The sequence below is a fragment of the Burkholderia sp. Bp9143 genome, from assembly GCF_003853645.1.
Taxonomy (GTDB): Bacteria; Pseudomonadota; Gammaproteobacteria; order Burkholderiales; family Burkholderiaceae; genus Burkholderia.
Genome location: NZ_QTPO01000014.1, coordinates 98,358 through 111,871, shown reverse-complemented (window position 1 = coordinate 111,871; position 13,514 = coordinate 98,358). Strand labels below are relative to the sequence as shown.

Annotated in this window: 14 protein-coding genes; 7 read left to right on the top strand and 7 right to left on the bottom strand. The window is 68.8% G+C overall.

Annotation, left to right across the window (positions count from 1 at the left end; all coding sequences use genetic code 11):
• Window positions 1-203: 203 nt before the first annotated feature.
• From DIE23_RS13185 to DIE23_RS13155, 7 genes are all read left to right on the top strand, one after another.
• Window positions 204-1,142: a UDP-2,3-diacylglucosamine diphosphatase gene (locus tag DIE23_RS13185; RefSeq protein ID WP_124612523.1), complete on the top strand. Its 939-nt coding sequence runs from the start codon at window positions 204-206 to the stop codon at window positions 1,140-1,142.
• A 30-nt stretch (window positions 1,143-1,172) separates the two neighbouring features.
• Entirely contained in the window at window positions 1,173-2,207 is a 1,035-nt protein-coding gene (locus DIE23_RS13180; RefSeq protein WP_059533238.1) for a glycosyltransferase family 1 protein, read from the top strand.
• Window positions 2,204-2,740, top strand: a complete 537-nt coding sequence (locus DIE23_RS13175) for a diacylglycerol kinase (protein ID WP_124612522.1) — start codon at window positions 2,204-2,206, stop codon at window positions 2,738-2,740. Before DIE23_RS13180 ends, DIE23_RS13175 begins: the two co-directional genes overlap by 4 nt.
• 192 nt (window positions 2,741-2,932) lie before the next feature.
• On the top strand, window positions 2,933-3,688 hold the full coding sequence (locus DIE23_RS13170; protein ID WP_124612521.1) for a TetR/AcrR family transcriptional regulator: 756 nt from the start codon (window positions 2,933-2,935) through the stop codon (window positions 3,686-3,688).
• The gene (locus DIE23_RS13165; RefSeq protein WP_124612520.1) at window positions 3,685-4,266 is read left to right on the top strand and encodes a TIGR00730 family Rossman fold protein; all 582 of its coding nucleotides are present in this window, start codon (window positions 3,685-3,687) and stop codon (window positions 4,264-4,266) included. Before DIE23_RS13170 ends, DIE23_RS13165 begins: the two co-directional genes overlap by 4 nt.
• A gap of 22 nt (window positions 4,267-4,288) precedes the next feature.
• Complete coding sequence (locus DIE23_RS13160) at window positions 4,289-5,050, top strand: SDR family oxidoreductase (protein WP_124612519.1); 762 nt, start codon at window positions 4,289-4,291, stop codon at window positions 5,048-5,050.
• 229 nt (window positions 5,051-5,279) lie between these two features.
• Window positions 5,280-7,175 (top strand): glycosyltransferase family 39 protein, encoded by a 1,896-nt coding sequence (locus DIE23_RS13155; RefSeq protein ID WP_124612518.1) that lies wholly within the window; start codon window positions 5,280-5,282, stop codon window positions 7,173-7,175.
• Window positions 7,176-7,276: 101 nt separating this feature from the next.
• On the opposite strand, the gene DIE23_RS13150 is transcribed toward DIE23_RS13155, so the two are convergent.
• From DIE23_RS13150 to DIE23_RS13120, 7 genes are all read right to left on the bottom strand, one after another.
• Window positions 7,277-7,894, bottom strand: a complete 618-nt coding sequence (locus tag DIE23_RS13150; protein WP_124612517.1) for a DUF924 family protein — start codon at window positions 7,892-7,894, stop codon at window positions 7,277-7,279.
• Window positions 7,891-8,622 carry an alanyl-tRNA editing protein gene (locus DIE23_RS13145; RefSeq protein WP_124612516.1) on the bottom strand — a complete coding sequence of 244 codons (732 nt, stop codon included), beginning with the start codon at window positions 8,620-8,622 and terminating at the stop codon, window positions 7,891-7,893. The genes DIE23_RS13150 and DIE23_RS13145 overlap by 4 nt, the downstream gene beginning before the upstream one ends.
• Window positions 8,623-8,725: 103 nt before the next feature.
• Entirely contained in the window at window positions 8,726-9,139 is a 414-nt protein-coding gene (locus DIE23_RS13140; RefSeq protein WP_124612515.1) for a group II truncated hemoglobin, read from the bottom strand.
• A 42-nt stretch (window positions 9,140-9,181) separates the two neighbouring features.
• Window positions 9,182-11,686 (bottom strand): ABC transporter permease, encoded by a 2,505-nt coding sequence (locus tag DIE23_RS13135; RefSeq protein WP_124612564.1) that lies wholly within the window; start codon window positions 11,684-11,686, stop codon window positions 9,182-9,184.
• Between the two features lie 107 nt (window positions 11,687-11,793).
• The gene (locus DIE23_RS13130; protein WP_040144699.1) at window positions 11,794-12,411 is read right to left on the bottom strand and encodes a DUF4126 domain-containing protein; all 618 of its coding nucleotides are present in this window, start codon (window positions 12,409-12,411) and stop codon (window positions 11,794-11,796) included.
• Between the two features lie 222 nt (window positions 12,412-12,633).
• A complete protein-coding gene (sugE, locus tag DIE23_RS13125; RefSeq protein WP_124612514.1) occupies window positions 12,634-12,954 on the bottom strand; it encodes a quaternary ammonium compound efflux SMR transporter SugE in 321 nt (106 codons plus the stop codon).
• A 175-nt stretch (window positions 12,955-13,129) separates the two neighbouring features.
• Window positions 13,130-13,414: a DUF333 domain-containing protein gene (locus DIE23_RS13120; protein ID WP_124612513.1), complete on the bottom strand. Its 285-nt coding sequence runs from the start codon at window positions 13,412-13,414 to the stop codon at window positions 13,130-13,132.
• Between the last annotated feature and the right edge of the window lie 100 nt (window positions 13,415-13,514).

Sequence of the window (13,514 nt, the reverse complement as noted above, 5' to 3'; positions counted from 1 at the left end):
AAACCCCTCGAAAACGCTGGCACGACCGCCCCGCGCGGCTTGCCCGATAACCACAGACCCGTCGGTTCGGCAGGGTGCGCAACGCCACCGCATTCACTGCCAAACATGCCGCAACGACAGTAATAAGAACGTCGCGTGACTGTCACGGCATAGTCACGCCCGCATGGCGCAATGCCGGTAATGTCAACCGGCGCGAGTCATGCATGGGCCAGAAAACGTCCGCGACCTCCCTGTTCCGTCAACCGCTCGGCGCCCGCGCCGTCACCGCCTTCCTGTCCGGCTCGGCCGCAACCGATGCCCTTTCGCCGCACGAGCCGACGGCCACGCACGTCACGCAGCACGACGACCCCGAGCCGTCCACCCATCGCTACCGCACGATCTGGCTATCCGACATCCATCTCGGCTCGAGCGGCTGCCAGGCGCCGTACCTGCTCGACTTCCTGCGACACAACGATTCGGAATACCTGTACCTCGTCGGCGACATCATCGACGGCTGGCAGCTGAAGAAGGGCTGGTACTGGCCGCAGGCACACAACGACGTAGTGCAGAAGGTCCTGCGTAAGGCGCGCAAGGGCACACAGGTGGTCTACATCCCCGGCAACCACGACGAAGGCGCGCGGCAGTTCTGCGACCTCGCGTTCGGCGACATCCAGGTGCGCGGCGAGGCATTTCACACGACGCTCGCGGGCAAACGGATGTGGATCGTGCACGGCGACCTGTTCGACGGCGTGATCCAGCACGCGAAATGGCTCGCGTATCTCGGCGACACGCTCTACACGCTGATCCTCGTGCTGAACCGCTGGTTCAACCGGATCCGCAGCCGGCTGGGCTTCCAGTACTGGTCGTTGTCGCAGTACCTGAAACACCAGGTGAAGAACGCGGTGAACTTCATCTCGCAGTTCGAGACCGTCATGACCGACGAAGCGCGCCGCCGCGGCTGCGACGGCGTCGTGTGCGGACACATCCACAAGGCGGAGATCCGCGACATCGACGGTGTGTTGTACTGCAACGACGGCGACTGGGTCGAGAGCCTGTCCGCACTCGTCGAAACGATGGAAGGCGAGCTGAAGATCGTCTACTGGACGGCGATGCGCACCGCGCCGTCCGCAGCCCCGTCGCGCAAGGCCAAGGCCACCGCCTGACACAACTCTACTTACAGGACACATGCCGCGATGAAGATCATGATCGTCACCGACGCGTGGGAACCGCAGGTCAACGGCGTCGTGCGCACGCTGAAGAGCACCTCCCGCGAACTCACCGCGCTCGGTCACCGGGTCGAAATGCTGACGCCGCTGGAATTCCGCACGGTGCCCTGCCCGACCTACCCCGAGATCCGCCTGTCGATCCTGCCGTACCGCAAGCTGCGCGCCCGGATCGATGCGTTCGCACCCGACGCGCTGCACATCGCGACCGAAGGCCCGCTCGGCCTCGCCGCGCGACGCTATGCACGCGCGCGCAAGCTGCCGTACACGACCGCGTATCACACGCGCTTTCCGGAATACGTGCAGGCGCGCTTCGGCATTCCGCTGTCGGCGACCTACAAGTTCCTGCATTGGTTCCACGGGCCGTCGCTCGCGGTGATGGCACCGACTCCGGTCGTGAAGCAGGACCTCGAGAAGTTCGGCTTCACGAACGTCGTGCTGTGGACGCGCGGCGTCGACCTCGACATCTTCCGGCCGATGGAGTCGAAGGTGCTCAACACCGCGCGGCCGATCTTCCTGTACGTGGGCCGCGTCGCGATCGAGAAGAACGTCGAGGCGTTCCTGCGCCTCGACCTGCCCGGCTCGAAGTGGGTCGCGGGCGAAGGTCCGGCGCTCGCCGAGCTGAAATCGCGCTATCCGGAAGCGAACTATCTGGGCGTCCTGTCGCAAGCCGAGCTCGCCAAGGTGTATGCTGCGGCCGACGTGTTCGTGTTCCCGAGTCGCACCGACACGTTCGGCCTCGTGCTGCTGGAGGCGCTCGCGTGCGGCACGCCGGTCGCCGCGTACCCCGTCACGGGCCCGATCGACGTGCTCGGCGGGGGCGATGCCGGCGCGATGCACGAAGACCTGCAGGAAGCCTGCCTCGAGGCGCTCAAGATCGAACGCGAGACTGCCCGCGCGTGGGCCGAGCGCTTCTCGTGGCGCGCGGCGTCCGAGCAGTTCGCGTCGCATCTGAAGCCGCTGCCAAAGACTGCTTACTCGCCCGCCGAAGGTGCCGCCGTTTGAAACGAGACCTGAACGACAAGACCCCGCCCCCTGCCGCGACGGCGCAACCGCATCGTCCGTTCGACGAAGAAGAGATCCACGCCGACGCGGACGTGCACACGCACGAACCGCTCGGCCCCGACGATCGGCTGGCGCCGCTGCCGCCGAACCCGTACAAGCGCCACCGCGGCATCACGCGTGCGTGGTACGCGCTCAAGCATTCGCTGAACGGGTTTCGCGTCGCGATCCGCGAGGAGAGCGCGTTTCGCCAGGAACTCACGCTCGCCGCGCTGATGCTGCCGATCGGTGCGTTCTCACCGGTCCCCGCCGCATCGCGCGCGCTGCTGATCGCGTCGGTGCTGCTCGTGCTGATCGTCGAGCTGCTGAACTCGAGCGTCGAGGCCGCGATCGACCGCATCTCGCTCGAGCGCCACGAATTGTCGAAGCGCGCGAAGGATCTCGGCAGCGCGGCGGTCACGGTCGCGCTGTTCGCTTGCGTGACGACGTGGGGCTTCGTGCTCGGCCCGGTGATCGCACGCTGGCTCGGCTTCTAGCAGCCTTTGCGACATCGCCTGCGTGCGGCGGCGCACCATGCGCCGAACGCATCGCGATCACGAAATGCGCCCGTTGTAAGGAAACCGCGGTTTATAATCGTTCGCTAGACTTAGAACAGCAACCCGCGCCGGACGAATCTCGCAGCATCGATTGCAGCGCCCGCCAGTCCGGCACACACAGGGCCGGACGACATGGAAGCGAAACCTCCCCGCCGCACCCGCGAACGGATTCTCGAGTTGTCGTTGAAACTCTTCAACGAGATCGGCGAGCCGAACGTCACGACCACGACGATCGCCGAGGAAATGGAAATCAGTCCAGGCAACCTGTACTACCATTTCCGCAATAAGGACGACATCATCAACAGCATCTTCGCGCAGTTCGAGCAACAGATCGAACGGCGGCTGCGCTTCCCCGAAGATCACCGTCCGACGATCGACGAGACCTGGTCGTACCTGCAGTACATGGCCGACTTCATGTGGACCTACCGGTTCCTGTATCGCGACCTCAACGACCTGCTCGCGCGCAACCGCACGCTCGAGACACACTTCAAACAGATCATCAGCCACAAGGTGCGCTTCGCGCACGACATGTGCGAACTGCTCGTGTCCGACGCCGAAATGGTCGCGACGCCCGCCGAGATCGAAGTCATCGCCACCAACATGGCCGTGATCTCGACGTACTGGCTGTCGTATCAGTACGTGATGCACCCGCGCAAGTACAACGACCAGGACGCGATCCGCGAAGAGCTGCACCAGGTGAGCATGCACGTGATCTCAGTCATGGCCCCGTACCTGCGCGGCCGTTCGCGCCAGCTGTTCGACGATCTCGTCTCCGGCAAGCTGCCCAAGCGCCAGTTCACCGACTACCTGCCGCCGCGCGACGGTTCGCCGCGCCCCGCGGGCAGTCCGGTCGCCGCCAAGGCCGCCGCAAAGGATACGAAACAATGAAGGCAGTCTGCGTTTACTGCGGCTCGTCGTCCGGCGTGCGGCCCGTCTATGCGGACGCCGCGCGCGCGTTCGGCCGCGCACTCGTCGATGCGGATCTCACGCTCGTCTACGGCGGCGGCCGCGTCGGCCTGATGGGCGTGATCGCCGATGAAGTGATGGCGGCCGGCGGCCGTGCTGTCGGCGTGATCCCCGAGCTGCTCGTCGACAAGGAAGTCGGCCATACGGGGCTGTCCGAGCTGCACGTCGTGCCCGACATGCACCATCGCAAGAAGATGATGGCCGACCTCTCGGACGCGTTCGTCGCGATGCCCGGCGGCGCCGGCACGCTCGAGGAGCTGTTCGAGGTCTACACGTGGGCGCAGCTCGGCTATCACCGCAAGCCCGTCGCGCTGTACAACATCGATTCGTTCTACGATCCGCTGATCGCACTGCTGCGCCATACGGTCGACGAGGGCTTCATGCGCACGGCCTACTTCGACACGCTGTGCATCGACGCCGAACCGATCGCGCTGATCGAACAGCTGCGCCGCTACCAGCCGCCCGTCCGCGACAAGTGGGCGGCCGACGCGGCCAAGTAACGTTTATCGGGAACCGCACGCGATGCCCGCACCGTCCGAGCGCAAGGCCGTCCTCATCACCGGCGCGAGCCGCGGCATCGGCCGCGCGACCGCCGTGCTCGCGGCCGAGCGCGGCTGGGACGTCGGCATCAACTACGCGCGCGACGCGGCGGCAGCCGAACTGACCGCGCAGGCCGTTCGCGACGCCGGCGCACGCGCGTGCGTCGTCGCCGGCGACGTCGCGAACGAAGCGGACGTCATCGCGATGTTCGACGCCGTCACCACGGCGTTCGGCCGCCTCGACGCGCTCGTCAACAATGCGGGGATCGTCGCGCCGTCGATGCCGCTCGCCGACATGCCGGTCGACCGCCTGCGGCGGATGTTCGACACCAACGTGCTCGGCGCCTACCTGTGCGCGCGCGAAGCCGCGCGTCGGCTGTCCACCGATCGCGGCGGGCGCGGCGGCGCGATCGTCAACGTGTCGTCGATCGCATCCCGGCTCGGTTCGCCGAACGAATACGTCGACTACGCGGGCTCGAAAGGCGCGGTCGATTCGCTGACGATCGGCCTCGCGAAGGAACTCGGCCCGCACGGTGTACGCGTCAACGCGGTGCGCCCCGGCCTGATCGAGACGGAAATCCATGCGAGCGGCGGCCAGCCGGGCCGCGCGGCGCGCCTCGGCTCGCAGACACCGCTCGGCCGCGCCGGCGAAGCACAGGAGATCGCCGAAGCGATCGTCTGGCTGCTCGGCGACGCGGCGTCTTACACGACGGGTGCCCTGCTCGACGTCGGTGGCGGCCGGTAATCGCGCCCCAAAAAGCGGCAAAAACGAACCGACTGAAGCAGTTCGTGGTCACGGAACCACAAATCTCCACAATATCGTGACCGTTTCAGTAAACATCCGTAACAGTTCCGTGCTCTACTAGCGCCAAGCTAAAACAGCCTACCCGCCGGCTGTCATTTCGCTTTGATGCGACCCTTATTGGTCCCGGCCCATGTCGCCGGACCGGCTTGACCCGACCGAGATCTTTTCCATGCCAGGAACCGCAGCGCCCGGCCGGCGACGCACGTCCGTGCCCGCTTCGGCCATGCACGCCCGATCAGCCGCCGATCCCGACCTCAGCGCGACACTCAATGCCGCCGGCACGCCAGCCGTGTCCGGCGCCACCGCGACGAACGCCGCCCGCGATCGCGTCCTCCGGCTCGGCTGGCGGGTCTGGCTGCTGGTTGCCGCGCTGGTCTGCGCGTATACGCTGCCGGGCGTGCTCGGCCACGATCCGTGGAAGCAGGACGAAACCTATACGTTCGGCATCATCCAGCACATGCTCGAGACGGGCGACTTCGTCGTGCCGACCAATGCCGGCCTGCCGTTCATGGAAAAGCCGCCGCTCTACGCGTGGGTCGCGACGAGCCTCGCATGGCTGCTGCAGCGGGTGATGCCACTGCACGACGCGGCACGGCTCGCGAGTGCGCTGTTCGCGGCGCTCGCGTTCGGCTTCATCGCACGCGCGGCACGCAGTGCCAGCCGGGCCGACCGCTGGCTCGACCTGCGCGTGATCGGCCCCGTCGTGCTGAGCGCGGGCACGCTCGTCGTCATCAAGCACGTGCACGACATGATGACGGACGTCGCGCTGTTCGCCGGCACCGCGATGGCCTTCTGCGGCCTGCTCGAACTCGTGACGCAGCACGTCGCGCGCGCGCGGCCGATGCGGCACGGGCTGCCGGTGCGGCCGTCCGGCCCCTGGGCCGCGCCGATCTTCGGCGCGGGCGTCGGCATCGCGCTGATGGCGAAGGGGCTGTTCGTGCCGCTCGTGTTCGCGGCCACGCTCACGGGCGCGCTGGTGCTCTACCCCGCCTGCCGTACGCGCGCGTTCGCACGCTCGCTCGGCGTCTCCGCGCTGGTGTTCGCACCGTTCGCGCTCATCTGGCCGACCGCGCTGTTCCTGCGTTCGGAGACGCTGTTCATGACGTGGTTCTGGGACAACAACGTCGGCCGCTTCTTCGGTTTCTCGGTGCCGGAACTCGGCGCGGAAAACGACAAGCCGTTCTTCATCCTGCGTGCGTTCCTGCTGCTCGGCTTCCCGGTCGCACCGCTCGCGATCGTCGCGCTGGCGCGCGGCGCATGGCGCGACTGGCGCACGCCGCGCATCGCGCTGCCCGTGCTGTTCGCCGGGATCGGCCTGGCGGTGCTGCAAGTGTCCGCGACCTCGCGCCAGCTCTACATCCTGCCGTTTTTCGCGCCGCTCGCGCTGGTCGCCGCGCAGGCGATCGAGCGCCTGCCGCGCGGGCTGCATCTTGCATGGGATTACCTGAGCCGCCTGCTCTTCGGCACCGTCGTCGCGCTCGCGTGGGTGATCTGGGCGGTAATGGCCGACCCGGGCGCATCGCGTGCGAACCTCGCGCCGCTCGGCCGCTGGCTGCCGCTCGACTGGACCATGCCGATCGTGCCCGGGTTCGTGATCGGCGCGCTCGTGCTGACGGTTGGCTGGCTGTGGCTGCTGCCGAAGCTGCGCACGACCGGCTTGTGGCGCGGCGCGCTGTCGTGGGGCGCGGGCGCGCTGGCCGCGTGGGGTCTCGTGTATTCGCTGCTGCTGCCGTGGCTCGACGTCGCGAAGAGCTACCGGTCGGTGTTCGACGACCTGAACGCGCATCTTGCGCTCGAATGGAGCGATGGCGACTGCATGGCGAGCCTGCACGGACTCGGCGAATCGGAAGCGCCGATGCTGTACTACTTCTCCGGTATCCAGCACACGCCGATCGACGATGCGAAGACGACGCGCTGCACGTGGATGATCGTCCAAGGCGTGCGGGCCGTCGACCCGGCACCGGGCAGCGAATGGAAACTGTTCTGGACCGGCGCCCGGCCGGGCGACGACGAGGAACTGCTGCGCGTCTACGTGCGCACACCCGAGGAGCACGAAGCCCATTGATGCAAGGCGGCGCCGCGAGATGGCGCCGTCGTCATTTCCGGAAGGCCAGGCACGCGGCGCGCGAGCACGGCTTCACGCCCGCAGCCCCACCACCCCGCCCATCAAAACGACGAGCCGGGCTCGCGCAGGAATGCCGCCTCCTCGTCGGTCGACACACGGCCGAGAATCGCGTTCCGGTGCGGAAAACGGCCGAAGCGCTCGACCACGGCCGCATGACGCAACGCGAAATCGTGATAGCTCGCACACCCGGCCTCGCCGCGAATGCCAGCGCACAGCCGCACGGCCTCGCGCTGGCTCTCGTCCGACTCGTCATGTTCGAACGGCAGGTACGCGAACGCGCGGTGATGACCGCTCGGCAGTTGTGCGTCCCACCCTGCCGCGACGACGCGCCGTGCGAGCGCCAGCGCCTTCGGATCGGTGGCGAACGCGCGCGGCGTGCCGCGATGGATGTTGCGCGAGAACTGGTCGAGGACCACGATCAGCGCGAGCGCGCCGAGCGGCGTGCCGGCCCAGCGATCATGGGCGCCGTCGCACGCGGCGTCGAGCAATGCGCCGTAGCGCGTACGCAGCACGTCGTCGAACGCCGCGCCGCCGTTGAACCACACCTTGCGCGCGTGGCCGAACGCCGCCGAATCCGGCTCGCCGAACCAGAAATCGAGAATCTTGCGCGCTTGCGGATCGAGCGCCGCGGCGCTGTCCGTCAGGTTGTCGATCGTCATGCAAACTCCAGTACGAGGCGCCGTGTCCGCGCGCTCTTCTTTTCAAGTTTGGCGACCCGCAGGTCGCCGATTTCCGACGTATTGCGCACGTGCGTGCCGCCGCACGGCTGCAGATCGACGCCTTCGATGCGCAGCAGCCGCACGCGGCCCAGTCCCATCGGCGGCTTCACGCTCATCGTGCGCACGAGCTCGGGGCGCTCGGCCATCTCCGCGTCCGTAATCCATTCGGCCGTGACCGCATGCGCGCCGTGGACCAGGCCCGCGAGACGGTGCTCGACGTCGACGCGGTCGATCGCATCCGACGTCGCGAAATCGAGCCGCACGTAGTCGGCCGTCACGCTGCAGCCGTCGACCGGGTACGGCAGCACCGCGCACATCAGGTGCGCGGCCGTATGCAGCCGCATGTGCCGGTAGCGGCGCTGCCAGTCGATGTCCGCGACCACGCGCGCGCCGGGTGCGAGCGCCGCGACGCGCGCTTCCTGGCCCGCCGCGGGCACGTGCACGGCATCGTCGGGCGTTGCGCCGTCGAACTTCGCCTTGCGCGTGTCGGCGATCGCGATCGTGCTGCCGTCAGGCAGCGTCAGCATACCGCTGTCGCCGGCCTGCCCGCCGCCGAGCGGATAGAACACGGTGCGGTCGAGCCGGATGCCGTCATCGCCGACCGCCGCGACGACGGCCTCGCATTGCGTCAGATAGGCATCTTCGCGAAACAGTGCGTGGGTCGTCATCGGGCGGGCCTCGTATCGTTGAGAAAACGATCAGTGTCGCGCCGCGCCGGACAGGCGCCCAGACGCAGATCGTCCGGCGTCCGGACAGCGGTGTACCGGTCGATCAACCGGGCCGGTTGCGCATCCAGTCGGCCGTGTCGTAGAACGAATGCATGAGCCGCTCGCGCAGCGGCTCGGGCAACCCGATGTCCTCCATCGCCCACGCCATGCAGCGCAGCCACTGATCGCGCCCGACCGACGCGATCGGGAACGGCAGGTGCCGGGCGCGCAGCCGCGGATGGCCGAACCGGCTGATGTAGTGGTCGGGGCCGCCGAGCCAGCCGCACAAAAACCAGAACAGCTTGTCGCGCGAGCCGTCGAGCGACGCCGGATGCAGCGCGCGAATCTCCGCGAACTCGGGCTCGAGGTCCATCAGGTCGTAAAAGCGGTCCACCATTTCGCGCACGCGGGCTTCGCCGCCCACGAGCTCGAACGCCGTCGGCTGCGACGGCGCATCATCATCATTCACATCGGTCATACGGATAATCGGAAACGAGATAGTCGGGGCCGCCGGCGACGCTCAGGCGTCGCGCAGCGACTGCAGCGCCGGGCGCCGCAACACATTATGCAGGCTCAGCCAGCCGGCCGCACCGGCGCACGCGACGCCTGCCGCGATGCCGGCCGGCACGAGCCACGGATCGACGGCGAGCCGGAAGTCGAACACGCGCGACGCGAGCACCCAGCCGACCGCGATCGCACCCGCCGCTGCCAGTGCACCGGCCAGCGCGCCGACGACGATGAATTCCGCGCGCTGCACTGCGTTGACCTGCGCACGCGACGCGCCGAGTGCGCGCAGCAGCGCGGCCTCCCGCACACGCTCGTCGCGCGAGCCGGCGAGCGCCGTATACAGCACGAGCACGCCCGCCGCGAGCGTGAACGCAAACAGGAACTGCACCGCGCCGACCACCTGCAGCATCATCCGCTGCAGCTGCGCGAGGATCGGCGCGACGTCGATCGCGGTCAGGTTCGGGTAGCGCGCGATCAGCGGATCGAGCAGCGCGGCGTCCGATGCCGGCAAATGAAAGCTCGTCAGGTAGACGGCCGGGAAATCCTTCAGCACCGGCGGCGGCATCAGTACGAAGAAGTTGACGCGGAACGAGCCCCAGTCTAGCTTGCGCACGCTGGTGATCGGTGCGTCGACCGTCAGCCCGGTCACGTCGAAGCGCAGCATGTCGCCCTGCTTCACGTTCAGCGTCTTTGCGAGACCGGCCTCGATCGAGATCTGCGGCGTGGCCGCGGTGCCGAACCAGTCGCCTTCGACGATCCGGTTGTCGGATGGCAGCTCGGTCGTATACGACAGGTTGAACTCGCGGTCGACGAGCCGGCGCGCCTCGTCGGACGGATACGCGTCGGGGTTCACGGGCTTGCCGTTGATCGAGACGAGCCGGCCGCGCACCATCGGCGCGGGCACTGCGTCGCGCACGCCGTGTGCGGCCAGATAGGCCGCGACGTCGTCGCGCTGGTCGGGCTGGATGTCGATCAGGAACTGATTCGGTGCATCGGGCGGCGTCGACTGCCGCCAGCCGGCGACGAGATCGTTGCGCGTGATCGCGATCAGCAGCAGGCACATCAGGCCCAGCGCGAGCGCGGTGATCTGCAGCGTGCTGGCCGTGCCGCGCCGGTGCAGCGACGCGAGCGCATAGCGCCAGCCGATGCCCGCCGCCACGCGCGCATTGCGCACCGCGCGCGCGGCCGCGTACAGCACGAGCCGCGCGATCAGCGAGAAACCGACCAGGGCACCGGCGAACCCGCCCGCGACGATCAGCCCGAGCTTCAGGTTGCCCGCCGCGACGATCAGCAGCCCCGCGAACAGCACGACGCCGATCGCATACGCGGCCCACGCGATACGCGACGCGTCGCCCCAGTCGCGCCGCAGCACGCGTACCGGCGGCACGCGCGTGAGCGGCGCGAGCGGCGGCAGCGCGAAGCCGAGCAGCAGCACGAGCGCGGCGCCGATACCGACGAGCGCAGGCCAAGGCGTAGGCGGCGGCAGCACGACGTCGATCAGGCTGCCGAGCGCCGCCAGGAGCGCCCAGTGGCCGCCATAGCCGAGCACCGCGCCGGCGACGCCCGCGACGATGCCGATGCCGGCGAATTCCAGCGCGAACAGCGCGCCGAGCGTGCGGCGGCTCACGCCGAGGCAGCGCATCGTCGCGCAGCCGTCCAGATGGCGCCGCATGTAGCGCTGCGCGGCCATCGCGATCGCGACCGCCGCGAGCAGCGCGGTCAGGAGCGCGACGAGCGTCAGGAAATGGCGCGCGCGATCGAGCGTCTGACGCACCTGCGGCTGGCCTTCCTGCAGTGATTCGAGGCCGACGCCGCGCAGCTTGCCGCCGTCGACGCGCGCGTGTGCGTATGCCTCGAAGCGCCCGACGGCCGGCATATCGCCGGCCACGAGCAGCCGGTACGTGACGCGGCTACCGTAACCGGTGAGCCCCGTCGCGGCGAGTTCGTCCGCGCGCATCATGAGCCGCGGCGAAAAATTGACGAACGAGAAACCGCGATCGAGTTCGCGGGAGATCGACGCGGCGACCGTGAACGTGCGCAACCCGACGCGCACGGTGTCCCCCGCCTTCAGATGCAATGCATCGAGCAGCGCGGGATCGGCCCACACGGTGCCGGGCGCGGGAATCGCGGGCGCCTTGTGCGCGGCGGTCGCGCCGGCGGGCACGATCTCGACCGCGCCGCGCAGCGGATACCCGGGCGACACGGCCTTCACGGCCGCGAGACGCGCAGGCGCCGCGTCGCTCGCCTGCCCGCCGGCAGCCGACGCGATCATGCTCGGAAAGATCGCGGTCGTCGCGGTGCGCAGCCCGAGTGCGCGCGCCTCGCGATCGAACGCCGGATCGACGGGATGGTCGGCACGCACGACGAAATCGGCGCCGAGCATCTGGCGCGCGTCGCGCTCGAGCCCCTGGCGCAAACGGTCGGCGAGGAATCCGACACTCGTCAGCGCGGCGACCGCGAGCACCAGCGCCAGCACCAGCAGCGTCAGTTCGCCGGCACGCCAGTCGCGGGCGGTCATCCGCGCGGCCTGGCGGATCAGGTCGTGCCAGCCGAAGCGGCCGGCATGGCCGGGCCGCCCGGCCGGCGACGGGTCAGCGTGCTGCCGCTCGGCGGGTGACGGCGCTTTCAATCGCGCTTGCCCCCGATCGAGTTGAGCCGCGACACCATGTGGTTCGCCATCCCGCGAAAGCCGCCCGACACGCCGCGCCACAGACGCGGCAGCGCCCAGGCCGACGCCGCGATGAACGCCGCGAGCAGCACGAGGAACGCGAGCGGAACGAAGAACGCGAGTGCGAGGCCGCCGAACACGAGTCCGTCCTCGGTGGACGATGCGACCCAGTTCGAGATCGGTTCGGGAGACAGGTTGATCAGCGCGCGCGTACCGGCCTTCGCGACGTGCGCGGCACCGGCGAGCGAACCGCCGGCCAGCCCGGCGACCGCGAGCACGGTCGGGTCGGCATGGCCGAGCGCACCGGCGGCCAGCACGGCGCCGGCCGGAATGCGGATGAAGGTGTGCACGGCGTCCCACAGCGAATCGAACGCGGGAATCTTGTCGGCAAGGAATTCGGTGACGGCGAGCACCGCGGCGGCGCCGATGACCCACGGCGACGTCAGGACCGCCAGCGTGTCCGGCAGATGGAGCCAGCCGACACGCGCGAGCACGCCGGCGATCAGCACCGTCAGGTAAAGGCGCAGCCCGCTCGCCCACGCGAGCCCCGCGCCGAGCGAAATGGCTTCGATCATGGCCCTCTCCTTGCACTTTCCGTGCGCTTTGCCGATTGATCGGATCGAGTCGGTATGACCGGCCGCGCGGCGCGTGGCGACCGGTGCCGCCTGCGCGAGCGGCGCAGCGACATTCAGGCCCGAATGCGTTCCATTATAGACAGGCTGGCAGGAGGGCCGGCGCAATTCCGCAGTGCGTCACGGCCGGGGCGCGAACGCCGGCCGGCGCCCGCCGCGTCGGCGTCAGGCCGCCGACGACAGCTTCAGGCCGATCAGCCCAAGTACGATCAGCGACGCGCTCGCGACACGGGCGGCGGTGAGCGCCTCGCCCATCATCACGATCCCGAACACGAACGCGCCGACCGCGCCGATGCCCGTCCACACCGCATACGCGGTGCCGAGCGGCAACTGGCGCATCGCGACCGCAAGCAGCCCGAAGCTGGCGAGCGCCGCCACGATCGTCAACACCGACGGTCCGAGCTTCGTGAAACCCTCGGACGATTTCATGCCGGCCGCCCAGGCCACTTCCAGCAAACCGGCGATCAACAACCATACCCACGCCATCTCGACGTACTCCGTATCGGATGGGGCCGTCCCCGTTGAAGCGAATGACCCGGGGTCGTCCCCGGGCGGCGCCGAGTATAACAAGATGCTTACGGGCATGCCGGATGCACCGGGCCGAGGCAAACGGGGGATCGGGCCGACGCATGGCCGGCCGCGCCTGCCCGGCCGCGCGGTCTCAGTTCGACACGCGCTTGGCGCCGACGCCGCCGACGCAGCGGTCGTCGCGGTACAGCGCCCATTCTTCGCACACGCGGCCGTCCTTGAACACGCACATCCCGACCTGCCCGCTCGACAGGTTGCGGATCACATGGCGGCCGCCGAGCTTCTCGCAATTGACCGACGCGGGATTGGCGAGCGCCACTTGCGGCGCCGAAGGCTGCTGACCGGGTGGCAGCGGCTGAGCGAACGCGTCCGGCGCAGCAAGCGCCAGCGCACAGATGACGACCAGACGGACGGACATTGCACGCTCCTCGATTTCGTTCGCGGAACGGTCAGCATAGCGGGGAATCCGTGGCCGGTGTGCGCGGCCGGCGCATGCGGCAGCAATGTCGCGCCGATGC